This window comes from Candidatus Epulonipiscium viviparus (genome assembly GCF_030708075.1).
Classification (GTDB): domain Bacteria; phylum Bacillota; class Clostridia; order Lachnospirales; family Cellulosilyticaceae; genus Epulonipiscioides; species Epulonipiscioides viviparus.
In genome coordinates, this window is the sequence record NZ_CP117982.1 from 2,549,058 (window position 1) to 2,570,353 (window position 21,296).

The 21,296-nt window shown below is 37.5% G+C and carries 22 protein-coding genes; 6 read left to right on the forward strand and 16 right to left on the reverse strand.

Translation table 11 applies throughout. The annotated features are described in order from the left end of the window. Window positions 1-192: 192 nt before the first annotated feature. The 6 genes from PCY70_RS10700 to PCY70_RS10725 all read right to left on the reverse strand — a co-directional run bounded on the left by PCY70_RS10700 (window position 193) and on the right by PCY70_RS10725 (window position 6,777). The gene (locus PCY70_RS10700; RefSeq protein ID WP_305767345.1) at window positions 193-951 is read right to left on the reverse strand and encodes a TatD family hydrolase; all 759 of its coding nucleotides are present in this window, start codon (window positions 949-951) and stop codon (window positions 193-195) included. 313 nt (window positions 952-1,264) lie between these two features. Further along, the gene (locus PCY70_RS10705; protein ID WP_305767346.1) at window positions 1,265-2,722 is read right to left on the reverse strand and encodes an adenylosuccinate lyase; all 1,458 of its coding nucleotides are present in this window, start codon (window positions 2,720-2,722) and stop codon (window positions 1,265-1,267) included. A gap of 25 nt (window positions 2,723-2,747) precedes the next feature. Continuing rightward, window positions 2,748-4,133 (reverse strand): PTS ascorbate transporter subunit IIC, encoded by a 1,386-nt coding sequence (locus PCY70_RS10710; protein WP_305767347.1) that lies wholly within the window; start codon window positions 4,131-4,133, stop codon window positions 2,748-2,750. A 28-nt stretch (window positions 4,134-4,161) separates the two neighbouring features. After that, on the reverse strand, window positions 4,162-4,437 hold the full coding sequence (locus PCY70_RS10715) for a PTS sugar transporter subunit IIB (RefSeq protein WP_305767348.1): 276 nt from the start codon (window positions 4,435-4,437) through the stop codon (window positions 4,162-4,164). Between the two features lie 3 nt (window positions 4,438-4,440). Continuing rightward, a complete protein-coding gene (locus PCY70_RS10720) occupies window positions 4,441-4,845 on the reverse strand; it encodes a PTS sugar transporter subunit IIA (RefSeq protein ID WP_305767349.1) in 405 nt (134 codons plus the stop codon). Window positions 4,846-4,863: 18 nt separating this feature from the next. Beyond that, window positions 4,864-6,777: a BglG family transcription antiterminator gene (locus tag PCY70_RS10725; protein WP_305767350.1), complete on the reverse strand. Its 1,914-nt coding sequence runs from the start codon at window positions 6,775-6,777 to the stop codon at window positions 4,864-4,866. A gap of 149 nt (window positions 6,778-6,926) precedes the next feature. On the opposite strand from PCY70_RS10725, the gene PCY70_RS10730 reads away from it, so the two are divergent. Then, complete coding sequence (locus PCY70_RS10730; protein WP_010169087.1) at window positions 6,927-7,562, forward strand: GNAT family N-acetyltransferase; 636 nt, start codon at window positions 6,927-6,929, stop codon at window positions 7,560-7,562. Between the two features lie 22 nt (window positions 7,563-7,584). Here PCY70_RS10730 and PCY70_RS10735 read toward each other — a convergent pair whose 3' ends face one another. From PCY70_RS10735 to PCY70_RS10775, 9 genes are all read right to left on the reverse strand, one after another. Then, window positions 7,585-8,124, reverse strand: a complete 540-nt coding sequence (locus PCY70_RS10735; protein WP_010169086.1) for a GNAT family N-acetyltransferase — start codon at window positions 8,122-8,124, stop codon at window positions 7,585-7,587. Window positions 8,125-8,140: 16 nt separating this feature from the next. Continuing rightward, window positions 8,141-8,971 carry an alpha/beta hydrolase gene (locus tag PCY70_RS10740; RefSeq protein WP_305767351.1) on the reverse strand — a complete coding sequence of 277 codons (831 nt, stop codon included), beginning with the start codon at window positions 8,969-8,971 and terminating at the stop codon, window positions 8,141-8,143. A 13-nt stretch (window positions 8,972-8,984) separates the two neighbouring features. Continuing rightward, on the reverse strand, window positions 8,985-10,484 hold the full coding sequence (locus PCY70_RS10745; protein ID WP_305767352.1) for an S-layer homology domain-containing protein: 1,500 nt from the start codon (window positions 10,482-10,484) through the stop codon (window positions 8,985-8,987). Window positions 10,485-10,508: 24 nt separating this feature from the next. Beyond that, entirely contained in the window at window positions 10,509-12,287 is a 1,779-nt protein-coding gene (locus PCY70_RS10750; RefSeq protein ID WP_305767353.1) for a hypothetical protein, read from the reverse strand. A gap of 123 nt (window positions 12,288-12,410) precedes the next feature. Then, on the reverse strand, window positions 12,411-13,169 hold the full coding sequence (locus PCY70_RS10755) for an SDR family NAD(P)-dependent oxidoreductase (RefSeq protein ID WP_305767354.1): 759 nt from the start codon (window positions 13,167-13,169) through the stop codon (window positions 12,411-12,413). Window positions 13,170-13,181: 12 nt separating this feature from the next. After that, window positions 13,182-13,616 carry a ribosomal protein S18-alanine N-acetyltransferase gene (rimI, locus tag PCY70_RS10760; protein ID WP_305767355.1) on the reverse strand — a complete coding sequence of 145 codons (435 nt, stop codon included), beginning with the start codon at window positions 13,614-13,616 and terminating at the stop codon, window positions 13,182-13,184. Then, the gene (gene tsaB, locus PCY70_RS10765; protein WP_010169080.1) at window positions 13,606-14,289 is read right to left on the reverse strand and encodes a tRNA (adenosine(37)-N6)-threonylcarbamoyltransferase complex dimerization subunit type 1 TsaB; all 684 of its coding nucleotides are present in this window, start codon (window positions 14,287-14,289) and stop codon (window positions 13,606-13,608) included. Before tsaB ends, rimI begins: the two co-directional genes overlap by 11 nt. Window position 14,290: 1 nt before the next feature. After that, on the reverse strand, window positions 14,291-14,701 hold the full coding sequence (tsaE, locus tag PCY70_RS10770) for a tRNA (adenosine(37)-N6)-threonylcarbamoyltransferase complex ATPase subunit type 1 TsaE (protein WP_305767356.1): 411 nt from the start codon (window positions 14,699-14,701) through the stop codon (window positions 14,291-14,293). A 16-nt stretch (window positions 14,702-14,717) separates the two neighbouring features. Beyond that, window positions 14,718-15,692 (reverse strand): GTP-binding protein, encoded by a 975-nt coding sequence (locus tag PCY70_RS10775; RefSeq protein WP_305767357.1) that lies wholly within the window; start codon window positions 15,690-15,692, stop codon window positions 14,718-14,720. A gap of 189 nt (window positions 15,693-15,881) precedes the next feature. On the opposite strand from PCY70_RS10775, the gene PCY70_RS10780 reads away from it, so the two are divergent. Together PCY70_RS10780 and PCY70_RS10785 are read left to right on the forward strand one after the other, a co-directional pair. Next, the gene (locus tag PCY70_RS10780) at window positions 15,882-16,712 is read left to right on the forward strand and encodes a phosphatase PAP2 family protein (protein WP_010167856.1); all 831 of its coding nucleotides are present in this window, start codon (window positions 15,882-15,884) and stop codon (window positions 16,710-16,712) included. Window positions 16,713-16,731: 19 nt separating this feature from the next. Then, on the forward strand, window positions 16,732-17,940 hold the full coding sequence (locus PCY70_RS10785; RefSeq protein WP_305767358.1) for an FprA family A-type flavoprotein: 1,209 nt from the start codon (window positions 16,732-16,734) through the stop codon (window positions 17,938-17,940). Between the two features lie 54 nt (window positions 17,941-17,994). Here PCY70_RS10785 and PCY70_RS10790 read toward each other — a convergent pair whose 3' ends face one another. Beyond that, complete coding sequence (locus tag PCY70_RS10790; protein WP_010167859.1) at window positions 17,995-18,216, reverse strand: DUF378 domain-containing protein; 222 nt, start codon at window positions 18,214-18,216, stop codon at window positions 17,995-17,997. A gap of 105 nt (window positions 18,217-18,321) precedes the next feature. Between PCY70_RS10790 and mnmL the strand changes: the two genes are divergently transcribed. Genes mnmL through PCY70_RS10805 form a run of 3 tightly spaced genes read left to right on the forward strand, consistent with a single transcriptional unit; the run spans window position 18,322 to window position 21,295 of the window. Beyond that, the gene (gene mnmL / locus PCY70_RS10795) at window positions 18,322-19,293 is read left to right on the forward strand and encodes a tRNA modification radical SAM protein MnmL/YtqA (RefSeq protein ID WP_305767359.1); all 972 of its coding nucleotides are present in this window, start codon (window positions 18,322-18,324) and stop codon (window positions 19,291-19,293) included. Then, the gene (locus tag PCY70_RS10800) at window positions 19,277-20,617 is read left to right on the forward strand and encodes an RsmF rRNA methyltransferase first C-terminal domain-containing protein (protein WP_305767360.1); all 1,341 of its coding nucleotides are present in this window, start codon (window positions 19,277-19,279) and stop codon (window positions 20,615-20,617) included. The genes mnmL and PCY70_RS10800 overlap by 17 nt, the downstream gene beginning before the upstream one ends. A 24-nt stretch (window positions 20,618-20,641) precedes the next feature. Then, entirely contained in the window at window positions 20,642-21,295 is a 654-nt protein-coding gene (locus tag PCY70_RS10805; RefSeq protein WP_010167864.1) for an HAD family hydrolase, read from the forward strand. The last annotated feature ends 1 nt before the right edge of the window (window position 21,296 follow it).

The following is a 21,296-nucleotide window of genomic DNA, read 5'->3' on the forward strand; positions in this document are numbered from 1 at the left end:
GTATAGTATAGACGCTTCACCTGATAAATATGTCATAAATATTTAATAATGTTACAAAGTGATTAAATAAATATGGCATTTATTAGCAAAAAGGACAAGTAAACAGATAAAAAATTCAAAAAACTATTAAGAATTTTACAAATTTTATATAGGACAAAGATATATATCATCAATAATAGAATTTTTATTAAATTATATTCGGTAAAATTTTAGTGCATTTCCATAAGTGATGGAAGCGACAGTATGAGCATCAACATGCTTAAGCTCAGATATTTTGTCGATAACCTGAACAAGGTGCTGAGAATCATTGCGTTTGCCGCGATACGGTTCTGGAGAAAGGTATGGCGCATCGGTTTCAATTAAAATGTTTTCTATAGGAATGCCTTCGACGACTTTTACAGTTTTCTTGGCATTCTTAAAGGTTAATGTGCCTCCTATTCCGATATATAGTCCCATTTTTATATATTCTTGAGCAAGTTCGAGGCTGCCACTAAAGCAGTGAACGACTGCGTTTTTTATATTCTCTTGCTTAATAATATTAAAGGTATCAAGATCTGCGTCTCTAGAGTGAATTACAATAGGTAAATTAAGTTCTTGTGCAAGATGAATTTGTTTTATAAAGTATTGTTTCTGCTTTTGGCGAATTGTATTCTCGTAGTGATAGTCTAGGCCAATTTCTCCAATTGCAACGACTTTGGGGTGCTGGGCAAGTTGTCGCAAAATATCAAGATCATCATCGGTCATATTGTTAATATCATGAGGATGAACGCCAACGGTGGCATATATATTATCGTATTTGTCTGCAAGCTCAATGCATCGTCTGCTGGTAGAAATGTCAGCTCCTATATTTACAATCATATAATCGTTTGCGGCTAAAGTATCTAGCAATCTAAATTGGTCGGCTTCAAATTTAGGGTCATCATAGTGTGCGTGTGAATCAAATATTTTCATCAATGTCTCTCCTTTAATTTTTATACACAAAAAAAAGACAAGGTTGACCTTGCCTCCAAAAGGGTATAGTATGGGAATAACTATAAATATTTGGTAACCTTCGAAATCTTCAGGGGGAAGTGTTACCATTTTGATAGTTATGGATAAGATAATTAGAAAACTTTACGCTTCCTTTATTTTCCTAACCATAAATAAAATTATACCTTAACTTGATAAATTTGACAAGTACAAAAATTATTGCTTTTACTCTTTTTATTTGTAAATTTTATAACAACTATTACCAAATAATGCATTATTTACCATAATAAAGGCGTTAAATTATACACGAACTTCGCCAACCAATCCTAATTGCTTTTACTCTTTTTATTTGTAAATTTTTTATAACAACTATTACCAAATAATGCATGATCAAATCATTTGCCCCCCCGTGTTGCTTTACATTGGCCGCGGCATCCATAGATAATATTCTAATCTTTTCGTGTAAAACTTGCCTATTGCCCCCTCGCTTAACTCCCTCCATCAAAATTATTTCTGTTGCCATAAACGGCAGCTCTTCTGCTATATGCTTTGCTATAATCTTTTCGTTTACAACTAGATCACTGGAGATATTTAAATATGTCTCGAGAATAGCATCTGTGGCCAAGAATGCTTCCGAAACTACAAGTCGCTTATTAGCACTGTCGTCGAGAGTTCGCTCAAACCATTGCGTGGATGCTGTGATGGCTCCGTTTATAGGCAGTGAAATAACGAATCTGCTTAAAGAAGAAATGCGTTCGCTTCTCATGGGATTGCGCTTGTATGCCAGAGTTCGCTCAAACCATTGCGTGGATGCTGTGATGGCTCCGTTTATAGGCAGTGAAATAACGAATCTGCTTAAAGAAGAAATGCGTTCGCTTCTCATGGGATTGCGCTTGTATGCCATTGCGGAGGAACCGATCTGAGTTTTTTCGAAGGGTTCTTCGATTTCTTTGAGGTGAGATAGCAATCGCAGGTCGTTGCTAAATTTATATGCCGATTGTGCGACTGCAGAAAGTACATTTAAAATTCGTGTATCGATTTTTCTGGAATAAGTTTGCCCTGTAACGGGAATGACATTGTCGTAACCCAGTTTGGCTGCAACCAAATGGTCGAGCTGCCTAACTTTTTCAATGTCGCCATCAAAGAGGTTAACAAATGTTGCTTGAGTGCCTGTTGTTCCCTTTGCACCTCGCAAGGCCTTATGCGCTAAAACATCGTCAATTTCTTCCAAATCCATAAGCAGTTCGTTGATCCAAAGAGTGGCTCTCTTGCCGACTGTGGTAAGTTGCGCTGCCTGAAAATGTGTAAATCCAAGAGTGGGAAGTTTTTTATATTTATCTGCAAATGCGGCCAACTTGGCAATAACATTAAGAAGCTTGGTGCGTATAATTTCCAGGCCTTCATACATGATGAGAAGGTCGGTGTTATCCCCAACATAGCAGCTGGTGGCACCCAAATGAATGATCGGGGCAGCGGTAGGTGCTTGCTCTGCATATGCGTGGACGTGAGCCATAACATCGTGGCGTACTTTTCGCTCATACATATCTGCAATGTCATAGTTGATAGCGTATTCGTGAAGTTTTAAATCGGCTATTTGCTCATCTGTAATATTGAGTCCCAGTTCTTGCTCGGCTTCTGCGAGGATAACCCATAGCTTGCGCCAAGTTGTAAATTTCTTATTTTCCGAAAATAATTTCAGCATCTCCTTAGAGGCATAACGTCCTTCTAGAGGGCTTTTATATGAATCTTTCATAGGTCAAACTCCTTTATAAAATAGTTTAATGAGTAGTTTCAGATGCAGAATCCGCAACAGAATCTACTGCAGAAGCATCTCTTTTTATATAAGAAAATCCAATAATAGCTGCTACTGCAAAAAATAGCACCAAAGTTATGCCCCAAGATCCCCAAAATTCTTGTATATTGCCTAAAAATATTCCATACAAAGCAAAGTCTGCATCTCCAAACGTAGAGTTTTGTATACCAAGACCACCTAAAACTGGGAGCAATGCAACGGGCAAAAATGAAATTAATATACCATTGATAAATGAACCAACTACAACTCCGCGTCTGCCTCCGGTTGCATTAGCAAATACTCCAGCTGTTGCGCCGGTAAAAAAATGAGGGACTACTCCAGGAATTATAATTGCCAAATTTAAAGCACCTAGTGCAAACATAGATACTATTCCACCAATAAAAGAACACATAAATCCAAGTATAACAGCATTCGGAGCGTATGTAAAAGTAATAGGACAGTCGAGAGCCGGTTTAGCTCCAGGAACTAGTTTAGTAGCAATGCCTTTAAAGGCAGGAACAATTTCGTTTAAAACCAATCTAACACCATTTTGTATTACAATAAATCCAGCAGTGAATGTTAACGCTTGAATCATAGCATAAACAAGAAAGTTTTTGCCAGCCGACAATTCTGTTTCTACATATTCAGCACCGGCAACAAAGGCAACAACCAAATATAAAACCAACATGGTAAGAGAAATTGATACTACAGAATCTCGTAAAAAGGACAGTGATTTGGGAACGTTCATTTCTTCTGTAGACTTTGATCCTTTGCCAACTAATTTGCCAATTAATCCTGCTAAAGCATAGCCTGCACCAGAGAAGTGCCCGAGTGCTATTTGATCAGTTTTGGTAACTTTTTGCATAAATGGTTGACAAATTGCAGGGGATAATACCATTATTAATCCTAAGGCCACTGCACCAACGAATAATACCTGAACGCCATTCATGCCAGATTCGGTTAATATGACAGTAATCATTCCGGCCATAAATAAAGTGTGGTGCCCTGTTAGAAAAATATATTTCAGTCGGCTAAATCTAGCAATCAAAATATTAACAAGCATTCCAAAGCACATAACTAAAGCAGTTGCTTGACCATATTTATCTAATGCTAATGAGATGATTACCTCGTTATTGGGAATGACTCCGGTGACGTTAAAGCCATATTCAAACATTTTGCCAAATGGGTCGAGCGCTTCAACAATAATTCCAGCCCCTGCAGATATAATTACAAATCCGACCATAGCCTTGAGAGTTGCTTTAATAATATCTGTTGCAGATTTCTTTTGTATTATTAGACCCAAAAGTACGATAATTCCAATAAGAACCGATGGTTCAGAGATAAAATCAATAAAATTTTGTAGAAATGACATAAACAGCCCTCCTCAAAGATAATGTTATTTATTTGGTAATTTTAGCCAATAGCTTAGATTTTAATTCATCCTTATCAATTAGCGACTCTAGGACAATTAAATTTGGTAAATGAGTTGCACTATCTGCTAAATCTTTTGCTACCACAAATATATCTGCTTGCTCAGCTGACGCATCTGCAAGAGAGTTATGTGCGCCTTCGTATTCGCTATTTAATCCCTCAGCTAACAAAATATCATTAATATTCATTTCTACCATAAAGCTAGAGCCTAATCCAGATCCACAAACCGCCATAATAATTTTCATAAATTACACAACCTTTCTAATAATATCTTCTACAGTTTTTGATGCTAAAATTTGATTTAACGTGTCTTGATTCATACAAATAGAAGCGATTTGCTTCATAATGTTTAAGTGTGAGCTGTTATCTACTGCGCATAATGTTAAGAAGAGAGCAATTTGCTTGCCTAAAAAGTCTACAGGAGTGTTCAATTTTAAAAGGCAAACTTCGCTTTTAATTACACCGTCTTCTGGTCGTGCATGTGGCATTGCAATACCATCAGCAATGCAGAAATAAGGTCCAAATTCTAAAACTTTTTGCAATATAGCAGGATAATAATCTTCTGTGACATTGCCATTGTGTATTAATTCGTCACAAGTAATTTTGATGGCTTCTTCGTATGAATTAACTTGCTCTATAATTTTAACGAGCATTGATGTTACCTCCTAATTTTATGAAATCGTTGTAAGATCCTCATATTGCGTGGCGTTGGTAATTTTTGTTATATTATCGCCATGAGAAAGGATATTTACAAGATTGATGAGATTCATATTTTTAGTTCGATTTGCTAGGACTATAATTACTTTTACAGGTACATTGCCTACATCGCCAAATTGAATTCTCTTTTTTAAAGTTATAAGACTGACAGAGTCGCAGTTTACGTAATCTGCTTTTGCATGAACAAATGCAATTTCTGGAATAAAAACCATATAAGTACCCAAATTTTCGATATTGCTAATAATATCTTCTACATATCGATAATCGACTTTGTTGGTTTTAACGAGGGGCTTGGCAGCGGCATAAATAGCTTTTTTCCAGTCTGTTATATCAAAGTTAAACATAGCGTTTTCTGATGCTACAATATCTGTTATGGCAAAGGTTTGTCCTTGAGCATATCTAACAGCCAAATATTGTGAGCTCTTTTGATAAATTTTGTTGATAATAAATTCTCGTAAAATGGCTAAATCTTTTTTATTTAATAGAGGTGAAGTTTGAACAACAATAGGATCATCAATTTCTATAGCAACAGTGGTGATAATGAGATCTATATTGTATTGTTTTAAGATGCTGGGTAAATCATCTGTTGAGCAGATCGTAATAATGCGGACGTTGGAGATTTTATTATTAATGCGTACTGCTAATAATCGAGAAATTGATAATTCATTATCGCAAACAACAGCTACTGAAGGCGCAAAGATTCGATTACTTAAGTTTTCGAAAATGGCAGCAAAATGCATTGCCAGGTAAGCGATTTCGGTTTCTGGAAAGATCACATTTAATGTGAATTCATATTTGCGCAATATTTTTTCGGTAATTGCATAAATAAGACCGATCTCATATCGAATCTCAGCAACTAATGAATTGTTAATTTTAAAGTTATTTTTGAGTCTATATACAGCTATGTTAAAGTGAGTTAATATTGAGCCGATAAGGTTGGTATCGTAAGCAAATTTAATACCAATATAATTTTCAAAATCTGCAACAACTTGTAGACCGATAGTGTTCGTAGTGTTTTCAAAAGCATATGTCTTTGAAAGACTAGCAAGTTTTGCGCTTTTAAAATAGTGGGTGAAATAATAAATTTCAGAATCTGTAATAGAACTCTCGATATATAATAGTGATTCCTTTAGCATTATAAATATAGGTTTTTTTTGAATTGCTTGTAAATATTCAGTGGGATATTCGACGTGGTATCCTTGTGATATTCTCCATAAGCTATATAAAAGTATAAGAGATAGTTCTTCGAATGCCTGTTTTGAATATTTAACCTTTAGTGTGTTTTCAATAGACTTAATTACCGCAGTGACAGAATCGTTATTTTTGGAGATTTTTTCCAAAATAATATGCTTGAAATTATCGGATTTGCAATAAAACTCTATAAATGAGTATCGCAGATCTTTTTCTGGTCCGGCAATGTGTGTGCCATGATAAGGAACCGATTTTAAGATTAAATAAGATTTTTTCAAATATATTTTAGCTTTTTTTAAGTCTTGTATTATAGTATTTTTGCTAACTTGGAGCTGCTCTGACAAATCGCTAATAGTAGCATTGGCGATAAAAAGCAATAAACATAAATTTATGATGCGATCTTCGGGGCTAAAAACATTTATAACAGATTGGTCTAGCCTATTTAATAATTTATAGCGAGCAGCATCATCTGCAAATGCAATTTTAATGCCATGTTTAGGAATACGTAACAATTTAGTGGAGACATTATCTAAGACAGCTGAAATACTATCTAAATCGTAGCGAATAGTACGTTCGCTTACTTCAAATTTTTTGGCTAACACCTTGGTAGAAGTAAATTCACTCTGAGATAACAACATTTTTAAAATAGCATGCTGTCGTTTAGTTATTAATTGCATTAACTTCGCCTCCTAATATTATTATATGATAGATATAGCAACGCAACAAGACCAAATCCTTTCCACGTATGTGGCAAAATTAATATTAAACTTAAAAAATATGAATAATATTTTGGCTTAAAGATTAGAATATTGTCAAGGAGGAAAGTATGATGATAATTAGAAATGAAGCAACAACAGATTATGAAAAAGCCGAAGCCGTAGCTCGCGATGCCTTTTGGAATTTATATAAGCCGGGAGCAGAAGAGCATGTGCTATTAAAGCAAATGAGGACGCATAGGGATTATATACCAGAGTTGACGTTTGTGGCAGAAGTGGATGGCGAGGTTGTAGGGGCGGTCTACGCAACGCGCTCGAAAATTGTACAAACAGATGGTGCGGAGATTTCAACGGTGACGTTTGGGCCAGTTTTTGTTGCTCCCAATCTGCATAGACAAGGAATAGGTAGAGCGATGATCACACATGCTATTGCCGAAGCGAAAGAAATGGGGTTTGCGGCAGTGACGCTACTGGGATATCCGTATCACTATAAGCCATATGGATTTGCTGGAGGGAAGAAGTATAATGTTACAGCGGAGGATGGAAAGTTCTATGCAGGCTTACAAATATTGCCGTTGGCAGAAGCTGCAATGGCGGGAGTGAGTGGATATGCAGTATTTTCGGAGGTGTTCGAAGTGGATCTAGCAGATGTAGATAGAGTGGAGGCTGCGTTGCCATATAAAGAAAAGCGAGTGTTGCCTAGTCAGCAAGAATATGAGATAGCATGTCAAGAATTAGAAGAATAGACGCATAAAAAAAGGAGCCAAATTACAGCTCCTGAGTACTTATCAATGGATTAACAATGTTGATGCACACTTGTTGATAATATGTCTGATACAGAGTATCAGTTAGCGGTCCACTAGCCATAATGACAAGATTTTGATTAGGCAAGCCAAAACGATACGCAGGTGGATTATGTTCAAATTTTGTTAATACAAAGCCGGATCTTTCGTAAAACTTTTGCCGAGACTTTGCATATGCGTCTATGGGTGGATCGATTTCTAATATAACAAGTTTGCCTTTGTTTTGGATCAGTGCAAGAGTTTGAGTTCCAAGTCCTGCACCTCTTTTATCTTTGCAAATTGCAAAATGCTCTATATAAATATACTCGTCATATTCCCAATACATTATAATTCCAGAAAATACATCATCAACTAAAATAATATCATAATGATACTTTTCATCGTTTAGTACAAATTTTTGTGTAGCAGGCGCGCGGCTCTGCTCAGGTGGAAAGTTCTCCAAATATAACGAGTATCCTTGATCGTAATTATTATCTTGCTTAACAATTCTCTGCAATTTTATCATTGTGTATACTCCAAATTTATTTTAAATTCTTAATGAATGTTACCGCAAAGCATAACCAACTAGCAACAGTCGGAATGTTTTCGACAGATTTGTTAACTAAATCGGTAGCAAGGCTTAGCCCATGGCCTCCGTTGGGATATATGTGAAGCTCAAGTGGAATTCTATGTGCTGTTGCCTCATTAGCAAAGAGTAGAGCGTTTTCTACTGGAACAGCTTGATCCTTATATGTGTGCCATAAAAAAGTTGGTGGCAAATCGGCAGTAACATGCTTTTCGAGCGATACGAGATCTCGTTGCTCTTCTAGGTGCTCTTCGCCGAGCAAGTTTTGTATGGAGCCGTTGTGTGCCTTATCTCCGGCAGTAATTACTGGGTAACATAAGATTAGTGCATTGGGCTTAAATTCTTCTGCAGAAGTGGCGACATCTGCTAAGATATGGCTGTTCCAAAACACACCGAGACTTGCTGCTAAATGTCCGCCAGCAGAAAATCCGCATACTACAATCTGGTTTGGAGCAATATTCCACTCTTGGGCATTGTCTCGAACCATTTTTACCGCAGATGCGAGCTCAAGTAGTGATGTAGGAAAGCGGTTTGGAGCGACCGAGTATCTAAGCACAAAGCAAGTGATTCCCTTTGCAATAAAACCTAAAGCAATCGGAGTTGCCTCTCTATCTGATGTAAATCTATAACCTCCGCCGGGACATATAATTACTGCAGGACGCGTCCGGTCGGCACAATATTCGGCAGTATTTTGGAGGATATATCCCGTGAATGATACGGCTTCTTCGGGGGCATCTAATTTCAATTTATCATAGGCAACGTTTAGATTGATTTGTTTTATTATCATAATTTAAATTCCTTTACATCATAATATATTGGTTATAATCCTTTTGTAGATCATATCTTAAGTAATCGATAAAGTCATTTAGAAATGCGGCGCAGTCTTGGTAGGTTACAAATTTTTGAGGAAAAATATATCCGTTAGTGGAAGGAATAATTCCGATTTTTGTCGCAGCGTAGATACTGGTTTTTGCATAGTCTGATATTTGGTTATCGTCAATAAAAGGAGTTTGCGGATTTACAACGCCAAGCCCCAATCTCAAAAGGCCAATTGCGCGAACGTTGAAGACTATCATCTGCTCTCGAGTGAGTGGGTCATCGGCATTAATGTCACCGCCAATAACTAATCCTGCGTCGAATGCGGCTTTTGCATATACATATAAATCATGAGAAGTATCTAAATCTTTAAACGGATTTTCTTTTGCAGCATTATTTTTGTTGCGTCTATCATCTAGATTAGGCAGTGGGATCCGCAACGCCTTAACGAGCATCTTTACATATTCACCACGCGTTACAACTTGCTGCTCTGAAAATCCAAGAGGGTGCATATCGAAAATACCCATAGCATACATCTTCTCGACATCCGACTTTGCAGGGTGACCAATCATATTTTCTAAGAATGGCATCGTCAGTTGTTCAAGCGATGGCTTGGTATCTGCCACATAAATAGCCCCACTGCGATCTCGAGGATGAACTTCATCACCAGCAACGAGCATATTGTATGTTATGGCACCCTCTCCCTTAATGAGCTCTTTGAAATTGCCTGCAAAGCTAATTGCAATAGGTTCGTTGCCAGAGTATGCAAGCTCTTTGCTCATAGTTGTCATGGGAGTTTCTTCTATATAATATTGGTTATCTCCGGTATCCACAGTGATGTTGCGTTTTTGAGTTTCGCTTTTTGCAAAGGCCTGGTCATAGCCATATACTCTGCTATCAACCGTTAATGTGGTAGCATTGTCGTCGTCTCCGCCCGACGTATAGACTGCATTATAAAACACATCGCCGCTATAATATTTAACACCTGGTGTATAGTCTTCTATAATGCTTTTTGAAAATGTGGATTGATCGGCATCCAAATTGTACGCAGTTCCATCTGCAACTACCACCTCAGTCCAGTTTGATACTTCTGAGGATTTTGTGATTTGGTTCGTTAGATCATTTTTTACATAAATAGTATCTAAAGTTAGAGTCCTGCTAATTTCGGTTTGCTTATCTGCACTGACAGCTTTGATGATATACGTCTCTTTGTAATCTCCCGATGTGGAGTCGAGATCAACTTCGCCAGGTCTAATATCTAGTGTTCCGGTAACAACAATGGGTTCACCCGTTAAATATATAACCTCTTTATAAGGAAGAGTGTATTGGTCGTCGAAATTAAATTTATCTTGAGCAAGAGCGATTCCGGTTGGAATTTTGGTTCCTGGTGTAGCCCCGCCAAAGTAGCCAAGTTCACCTTCAAGTGCAAATGTGTTAGTCGTCATAATCCCTAAACAGAGGACTACACCTAAAAATTTTTTCATTTTGCTCCCCCTATTCAATAATCGCTATTTAACTAGCATAATGTATCCATCTACCTGTGGTGCCTCATCATCATCGCCGCCACCGTTTGCGTCATCTATAAGATTGAGCAATTCGTCGGTAAGCATCACAGATACTTTATCCCCTTTTTCGAGCTTGGAAGAATCTACTAATTCACCGTTTTTAATAATTAAGCTTCCTGGCAACATTGTAAATTGAACCCCCAAATTTGTTTGATCTAATTGTCTCCAAAGATTTTCGTCCACATTATAATAGAAGACATCTTTTAGTGAGACGTTGCCATCGTCATCAGCATCGAATATCTCGCCTTTTGCCACTTCTCTGGTATATGGAATTTTAGAAACGGCAATGGCTCTGTCGCCGTCCGCAACGATGGTAAATATTTCGCTCATTTCTGTTGTTGGGCCATAGTCTAAAAACTCGTTGAGTCCATCTGCGTTAAAGCCCTCCTCGTCTACATAAAATCTGGTGTCATTGTCGAGCGCAAAAGTTCGAGGCTGCGGATGATAATGCCATTCATCATTTTTTAGCAACGAAAATGTTTCAACTACAAATAAGTCGTGATCATCAATTTTTTTAATAGTTCCGCGATATATGGTAAGTGGCCCTTGCCCGATATTTTCAACGGTTTTGGCAACAAGCAAGTTGTCGTCTGAATCAATTACGGCCTGAATTGTATCTCCCACCAAGATATTTGCTGGCGATACCAAGCGCTCTCCTTTTATAATGATCGAATCTGCATTTGGAATAACCACGTCGCCCCCAAGTAACCGAATTTCTGTTGCAGATACATCTACTACCATATTAGGATCGAGGCTTTTTGTAAACCCATCGCTAAGAGACATCTTGGCAACGCTGTCTCGGCCCAAGAAGTTTTCTATCGCAACATACGCAGTCATATCTGAGCCACTAATATATTTGCTTACATAGTCGAAGGATGTGCGAGTTCCTTCTATATAGGCATTAAAATTACGAGGATCTGTATTAAATGTTGCGATATCGATGTATTGCCCAAAGCCAGTTTGCTCTAATAATCGAGCATCTGCAAGTTTGAGGGTGTTGTCAAATCCACCAAGCTGAAGAACATTGCCTTTATATATGTCATTTACTATTCTGCTATCTGGATCAACAACGATCTCTATAACATCTTCTTCTATAATGCCATGGCCGAGATGCTTGCGAGACAGCAGAAATTTAGCCCACTCGCCAGGACGTATGCTCGATAAAGAGATTGGACGACCTAACTTGGTTGCAAATGTGGAAATAGGAGTAATGTATCTAAAAAATTGCCCTTCTTCATCTGTAAAAGTGATTTCGGCGTTTCCTTGATTGAGAAAGCGTATATTGTTGATTTGACCATATCTCATTGTGTAGTCAACATAAGCGCTGATATATTGAATGTATCCTTGCGAATCAGTGCGCAAATAAATATTGTCGCCGGGTTTGATATTTTCTATTGTCGTGTCTCTTCCGTCATATTCAAACGATGGAAAAAGTTCATCTATATAACCAACTCGGTCTTCGATTTCTTCGATATTTTGTTTTTCTACTGCAAGGTCTGAAGTATAGTATGGAGCGGTCACTATTGCTCCGTCTTTATTTTTATAAGTGAGATATCCGAGCATTGGATGGTTTTCGATCACGAGACCGCGGTCTTCGTAAATTGTACCGACCAATGCTTCGTTGTATTCGTCTTCTGTATAATAAAAGTTTATAGCGTATATATTTGGTACTGCGGTAAAAAACGTTAATGCAGCTAAAGCAGCAGTCAGTGCTCTTTTCATCTTTACCCCCCGATTGATTTTTGTCGTTGTCAGATCAAAAATGTAAAATTGCCTATAATTTATATTTCGGTAAAATTAGCAAGAAAATTATTACAGCAGTGTGACTTTTAGGAGTATTTTGTATTACTTGGTATTTTGAGTCAATTTAGTGGCTTGGCCCTTTAGATGATAAGGGATTACTGCGAGGATGATAGTACAAATTTTGTTTATTGCACCGGGAATAATGAGAGCCTTATCTTGAAGGGTTCCGTTGTATGCGGCTGATGCGACGCGAGCGGGATGCATTGCAGTGAGATTTGCAATGGTGCTTTTTTTCAGATTAGCACGCGATTGAAAATTGGTTTTGGTTGGCCCAGGTGCAAGAACGCTAACTCGAAGCCCCTCGGCTCTCAATGCCAAGCCCAAGCTGAGAATATATGCTTTTGATGCGTAGTAGGTCGCCATATATGGGCCGGGCGCAAACGCTGCGGTAGATGCGACCATCAGTATATGTGCGTTCTGATGAAGTAGCGGAAGTACTTTCTTTAAGAAAATGGTGGAAGCGGTGATGTTTACGTTTATAATATTTTCGTCGGCCATTTTTGATGCAACAGAAAATGAACCGAAGTATCCAACGCCTGCGTTATTCATAAAGAATGTGATATTTTTGTGGAGCGGAGCAAGCTTATGGAGTAGCCTATCTACTTCTTCTTTAGATGTTAGATCAACTTTATATGTGAGAACATCAAGCTCAAATGTATTTACAATCAGATAGGCCAGGTCGTCTAGCTTTTTGGTGTTTCGACCTAGCGCAATGATGTTGTAGCCTTCTTTTGCAAGCTTGATTGCCATTGCAGCACCGATGCCGCTGCTTGCTCCTGTGATAAGTGCGTATTCTTGCATAATGGATTCTCCTTAAAATTCTAATTTCATGATGATGGCATCCTCGGGAGGACACTTATAATAGTTTTTGCGAACAGAAATCGGTACAAATCCAAACTTGGCATATAGATGCTTTGCGGTGGCATTGGATGCGCGAACTTCTAAAAAAGCAGAGACAGCGGCAGAACTTTTTAATGAAGCAATCAGAGTGGTTAATAAATTTGTTGCAATGCCAAGATTGCGATGCGTCGTCGCAACGGCTACGTTGGTGATGTTTGCTTCGCCCACTACTAGCCAATATCCTGCGTATCCGACAACAGTACCTGCATCGGTGGCAACGAAGTATGTTGCAATTGGATTGTTAAGATCAGTTAAAATTTCCAGATGACTCCATGGTAGGCTAAATGTTTGTGCCTCTATTGCGGAGATTTCTGTTGCGTCTATATTTAATGCTTTTCTAATTGTCATGTTCGAGTTCCGCTTGAGGCTTTCTAATATATATTGGGGCAAATGTATTTGCGTTGGTGGTTTCACCATTTTTATATTTCGTTTCGGCTATCATTGCCAATGCAGAAGCGCGAGTATATTCTATAAAGCTGGGCGCAAACGTCGCGGCATCGCCCAAGGCTTCGGTGATTTTATGGCGATAAACGTTTAGACCGTCGCCCACAAAGTAGACTTGGCTGTTTTCTACAGTAAACTTGGCAAGCATATCATCTAATTCAATGGCCAAATACTCGCTAGTTCTGGTGGTTGGTGTAGTATAAGTTGCTGTGTATACTTGATTTTTGCGAGCATCTAAGATGGGGCATATGATTTGGTTGCCAGCAGGTGCAGCAGCAGCTAATATATCGAGCGTGTTTACTGCAATGATAGGAATGTTGAGTGCGAGGCACATAGCTTTTGCGGATGCGGCACCGATCCGAAGACCAGTGAAGGATCCCGGACCAGCGGCAATAGCGATAGCGCATATGTCTGCAAGTTGAATATTTAAAATTGAAGTGAGAGATTCGAGCATAGGCATAAGTGTTACAGAATGAGTTAGCTTATCATTTATAAAAAATTCTCCCAAAATTTTGCCGTCACGAATAAATGCGACGCTTCCAGACTGGCTGGATGAATCAATTGCTAAAATTAACATTTTACTTTACCTCTATTGTTCTAAAATTTTCGCCGCGTTGTAAGTCTTTATCGATGTAGATCCACTTTGCGGTAGGAGGAATTTCATCGGCAACTTTATTGGCCCACTCAACGAGACATACGCCGTCGCCATAAAAGTATTCTTCAAAACCTATATTATATAGTTCATCGATATCTTCGATTCTGTACATATCAAAATGATATAGTGGCAACACGCCATCGTATACAGAAATTATATTAAAGGTGGGGCTGGTAATATCATCGGCAATGCCGAGCCCCTGTGCAAATCCTTTGGAAAATACTGTTTTTCCGGTGCCTAAATCGCCTATTAGGCAGTATATATCGCCTTTTTGTGCAGACTGTGCTAGAGCTGCTGCAAAATCGAGCGTATCTTGTTCGTTTAAACTGTTCATTGGTTATTCCTTTAAATTATATTAATTCGGTTCTGAGTCGGCTGCCAGTGGTAACAGACATTTGTCGAATTTGTGAGATCTCTCTAACTTTTTTCTCTATGCTAGTGATATCTAAATTTTGTCCTAGTATATTGAGAACGGCATGTTTGCTTTTACCAGGTTTAATTTCGATGCAATTTTGCGTGCAGTTTATGCTATAAAGTTTGTCTCCAGCGAGAGCGTAGCCCTTGATACGAAAAATTTCATCATTTTGAAGAATATAATCGATGAGTTCTAAAATATTATCGTACGTTTTGAGCCTTGCCATAAAGAAGTGATTTTCAATTAAATTTAAGTGACATTCATTTATGGCAGTATGAGGGCATTCGCTGCGACCAGCACTTGAGAGAGCGTGCATATCATTATCTGTTAAATCTATCCAATTTTTGGTATATACATCAATTTTGGATAAATCAAAGTTTGTATTTTTGGAAGAAACAAATTTGGTAAGATCTATAATAGTAGAATCTATTTCTGCTTCTGTATATGATTGCGTATCGCTAACTACGATAGCGCCAGTAGAATAAAAATGAGATAAGAAAATGTGTTCGTAGGCTTCGGTGGCAAATTTCATAAAATCTGGCTTTACAATAGTGACGATACTATTTAAAATACAATTCTTTGCAATTTGAGGATTATTCCAAAGTGAAAAAAACGTATCTAAATTGTATATTCCAGAAGGTTCGATAATAACTCTATCAAAGCCCTGCTGAACAGCCTCTAGGATAAATGCAATCAGCTTTTCTTTTTGGGTGCAACACACACAGCCACCAGAAATCTCGGTAACCTCTAGCTCGTTTTCTCGTAAGAAAGCTCCGTCTATTCCAGCCAAGCCAAATTCATTTTCTATAATCAAGATTTTTTCGCCAAATTCACGTAAATATAAAGCATATTTGGTAATAAAAGTGGTTTTTCCTGCTCCTAAAAATCCTGTTATAATATCGATATTCATAAAATAATCCTTTCTGTCTTTAAAGACTATATGACTAAATATTTGCATTATAATTAAATAGTTGATGACGAAACTAATTATACGCTAATTTTGGAAATTTTAAAATACTTTTTTTTATTGGGTGCCTTGAATAGAAATTTGTTAATGGTAAACTAGTGTAGTAATCTAATATTTTGTAGGAGGAATGCCATGCAAACTGAAATAGCAATATTGCAATATCTAGAGTCTATTAGAACACCATTTCTAAATATGCTAATTGAAACCGGTACATTTTCGGCAGAGCTCATTTTTTTGGGAGCTATAATTGTGGCGCTATATTGGTGTGTGGATAAAGACTTTGCGTATAAGCTGGTTTTTATTGTGTTAGTGAATGCACTGCTAACAAGTTGCATTAAAGCTATCGTTAGAAAGCCGAGACCGTTTGAATTAGGAATCGTTCGACCGCTTAGAGTGCACACTGCATCAGGATACTCGTTTCCAAGTGGACATACGTCGACGGCCGCAAGTTTTTGGGGTGGAGCATATTCATTAATAAAAAATAAAAGCATGTTGATAGTTGCAGTTATAATGACGCTCTTTGTTGGGTTTACGAGACTATACTTAGGAGTACATTTTCCGATTGATGTTATAGGAGGCATTTTGGTGGGAATAATTAGCATCATTATTGCCAATTATATAATAGCAAATGATAAGTGGCTGTTGTGGATATTGGGGTTTTTGACCTTAATGGCTTTGGTGTTTCCGGTATCAGAAGAAGTGATGATGTCTATAGGAAGCTTATTTGGATTGGTTAGTGGAGTTGCTTTCGAAAAAAAATACGTTGATATGAAAGTTCAGACCACATTTAAAAATCAGATTGCTAAAATAATTATAGGCATTGTTGGAACAGGGCTGATTTATGTAGCGATAGAAGCAACGACATTGGATATAAAGATTGTAGATATAATTAAATACATTTTGCTAATTTGGTATGTAACAGCTGGTGCTCCATATATTTTCAAAAAGTTAAAAATTGCCTAATTGGGAAGGAGAAGTGAAAATGATAGAAATAACAAAAAATTTATTTTGGGTTGGTGCAAAAGATCCTCAGCTGCGAGTGTTTGATATAATAATGGAAACAGAATTTGGAACAACATACAACTCGTATTTGCTAAAGAACAAATCTGACGATGGGAAAAATGCATTTGTATTATTTGAAACTGTGAAAGATAAGTTTTTTGATGAGTTTTTGGCAAGATTAAAAGAAGATGTAGAAAATCTGAGTGACATTAAATATTTGGTGGTAAATCACACAGAGCCAGACCATTCGGGATCGGTTATGCAATTATTGGCGTTATTACCAGATATAACCATTATTAGCTCTGCAATAGCGAAGAAGTATCTGGAAAATATCGCTAATAAGCCATTTAACCATATGGCTGCCAAAGAAGGTGTTGCAATAAAGTTGGGCTCGCATACGCTGGAGTTTAAGAACGTTCCTCAGCTACATTGGCCAGATACGATATACACTTATATAGTAGAGGAAAAAACGTTAGTTACGTGTGATTCATTTGGTGCGCACTATTCAAGCGATAAATGTTTCTACAGCCAGCTATCTGATAAGGAAATTGTAGATTTTGATAAGGCATATCAGTATTATTACAATATGATTATGGGACCATTTAAACCATTTGTATTAAAGGCTTTGGATAAGATAGCAGATTTAGAGATACAATTTGTGGCGCCGGGGCATGGACTAATTTTTGATGCGTCAAATTTTTGTAAATATAAAGAGTTGTATAGAAAATGGTCTGAAGAAACCGTGCAGAAAGATCTAGATGTTGTAATTGGTTATGTATCAGCATATGGATATACAAAAAAGATTGCAGAGAAAATAGAAGCGATTGTAACGGCAGCAGGCAAAAAAGTGGAGTCGATAGACCTTGCCACGTATGATATAGAAAAGTTTATGGCAAAGGTGAGCTCGTCTAGCGCGCTGTTACTTGGCTCTCCTACGATAGTGGCAGAAGCATTGCCTCAAATTTGGCAAGTATTATCGTCTTTGAATGCTATTTTAAATAAAGGCCTAACTGTTGGAGCATTTGGTTCGTATGGTTGGAGTGGTGAAGCCGTAAAAAATATTAGCGACCGATTCACTCAGCTAAAACTGAAGCAGCCTGTGGCTCCGCTATCGATTATTTTTAATCCCTCAGATACAGATATGGAGAAGATAGAAACTTTTGCAGGAGCAATTTTGGAAAGTTTATAGAAAAAATACTCCGAGGCTAAATGAATAGCTTGGGAGTATTTATTTTTTTCCTGTTTATTGATCGGAGTAAGAGTCATTTGATACTCTGCCAAATAAGGTCAGAGCATAAATCCCACATATTCCGATTATGGCGTAAATAACTCGGCTTACCCAACTTGCCCATCCACCAAAAATTAGTGAAATCAAATCAAATTGGAAAAAGCCTATTAAGCCCCAGTTAATCGCACCAATGACCACAAGGGTCAAAGCTATATAATCGAAAGTTCTAGTGTTCATAATAACTGCCACCTTTCTTTTATCTTGCGATAATAGTAGTATAAGCAGAAAAATAAAAAATAATCATATATTATGATGGAAGTTTGCACCAATTGGAGAGAAGCTATGCCGTATAACAGATACAGTAATTATTTAAAAAATAAATTTAATGAAAAAGTATATAAAGTAACAATAAACCAGCCGTTGACATGTCCCAATAGAGATGGAAACTGCGGCAGAGGAGGTTGTGCCTACTGCGGTGAAAAGGGAGTTGCATTTGAGACACCAGATGCGACGGTTGATATAAAAACTCAGCTAAACGAGAACATTTCAGTGATAGGTAAAAAATATAACGCAAACAAATTCATAGCGTACTTTCAAAACTATAGTAATACGTATATGTCGCTTGCAGATTTTCGAAATATGTTAGAGCAAGTGGAGCATCCAGATGTGGTTGGAGTGAGTATTTCTACCAGACCAGATTGTATTAATGAGCAATATTTGGAAGTATTGGATGAATTTGGCAAAAAGACTGGCTATGATATATGTGTGGAGCTGGGACTGCAAACAGTCAATTATCATACGTTAGCCAAAATAAATCGGGGGCATTCTCTTGCTGAATTTATAGACGCAGTATTGCGGATCCAAAAATATGGATTTGAAACAGTAGTGCATCTGATTTTAAATTTGCCCTGGGATTCTATAGCAGATGTGATAGAGAGTGCCAAAGTAGTGAGCGCCTTAAATCTGACGCATGTAAAACTGCACGCACTATATTTAGTTAGGGACACAATGATGGGGGATCAATTTTTGAATGGTGAATTTGAGTTGATTTCTGTAGAGGAATATAAAGAGCGAGTGATCACCTTTCTTAGATATCTAAAAGAAGATATTGTGGTACAAAGAATTATTGGACGTGTGCCAGAAGATTATGCGTTGTTTGCAAACTGGGGAACAAGCTGGTGGAAGATTCACGATGAAATTATAGTACAAATGACGGCTAATAATTTTAAGCAGGGTGATTTATGCGATTATTTAAATGGCAAAGCTCTAAAAAATAAAGTGTTTGAAGGAGTAAAAAATGAAGACGGAAGATAAGTTGCCGCAAAAATTTAAAGAGAATATGCAGAAGCTGTTGGGTTCAGAATATAGTGCCTATATAGAATCATTTGATAAGCCTATATATAAGGGAATACGCATAAACACTAGCAAAGTGACAAACTGGGAAGCAATTAGTCCGTTTGCGGAAATGGAAGCGGTGCCATGGTGCGCAGAGGGCAGGTATTATGCAGATGAGCGACCGGCAAAGCATCCATATTATGCAGCGGGGTTGTATTATATTCAAGAACCTAGTGCGATGGCAGTGGCAGCGTTGTTACCGATAGAAAAAGATGATCGTGTGTTGGATTTGTGTGCGGCACCAGGAGGAAAGAGTACGCAAGTTGTCGCAAAGCTGGGGCCGAAAGGAGTTTTGGTAGCGAACGATATAAGCTTTTCTAGGGCAAGAACCTTAGAGAAAAATTTGGAGGGCTTTGGTGCTAAAAACACGATGATTGTAAGTGAAGATCCAAAGAAATTAGCAAAATTATGGGCAAATTATTTTGATAAAATAATTATTGATGCGCCATGTTCTGGTGAAGGGATGTTTAGAAAAGATGAAAAAGCTATTAAAAGTTGGGAAAATTTTGAGATAGATCATTTTTGTCAAATACAAACAGAAATTTTGGAAAGTGCAGCAAAGATGTTAAAGACGGGAGGGATGATGGTGTATTCGACGTGCACCTTTGCAACAGCAGAAAATGAAAGTTGCATTGAACAATTTTTAGAAACACACGCTGATTTTGAAAGTGTAGCGGTGGAGATCAAAAATGGATTATCTGATGGTTTTGGCAACATAGGTGCGGTGAGATTGTGGCCGCATAAAATAAAGGGTGAAGGACATTTTGTATGTTTACTTATCAAAAAATTGGGTAATAATGTATTTGATAAATATATCAAGCTTTCGAAGCGAATTAAAGATTATCCAGAGGCAAATTTATTTTTTAAAGAAAACACATCGATAGATTTAGATGAATATGTGGTGAAAAATAATAATAGCCTATATTTGGTTTCTGCAAATATGCCGGCAAACGAAAAGATCAGAACATTGCGCAGCGGGTTGTATTTGGGAGACATAAAATCTGGGAAGTTTATTCCGTCGCATGCATTGGCTATAGCATACGATAAAAGTGTATTTAAAAATACCATAAATTACCAATCTGCTGATATAGAAGTTACAAAATATTTAAAGGGTGAAACATTATTTGCAGATGTACGTAATGGATATTATGTGATATGCGTGGATAACTTTCCTATAGGCTGGGCAAAAGCGGTAAATGGAATATTGAAAAATAAATATCCTGCAAGTAGGGCTGTGTTATAAAAATAATCGAAAAGAGGCACTAATATGAATTATGAAGCAGTAATTTTTGATTTAGATGGTACGTTGATTGATTCCATGTGGGTATGGGAACAAATTGATATAGAGTTTTTACAAAAAAAGGGATATGTTATTGATGAGGCAGCGATAAATCAGATAGAGGGAGCAGGCTTTACAGAAACTGCGGAGTTTTTTAAGAAACACTTTAATTTGGCCATGAGTGTAGAAGAAATTAAGGAAACCTGGCGAGAGATGGCAATCAAAATGTATGTGGAGCGCGTAGACCTAAAAAATGGTGCCAAAGAGTTTTTGGAGTTTTTGAAAGCACATAATGTGAAAATGGCAATAGCAACAAGCAACGGACGTGAGATCGTGGAGGCAATATTAGAAAAACATGATATAGCAAAGTTTTTTGAGACTGTGGTAACCTCCTGCGATGTGGAAAAAGGTAAGCCGCATCCATTTGTATATCTGAAAACTGCAGAAATTTTGGAAGTGGCCCCTAGCAGATGTTTGGTATTTGAAGACGTGCCAAACGGAATTATAGCAGGAAAGAATGCAGGAATGACGGTTTTTGGAATAGAAGATGCGCAGAGAGAAGATGCAAAAAGACGAGCCAAAGATCTGTGTGATCGATGGGTTATGGACTATAATGAAGTAATAGATATTTTGAAGGAGTAGA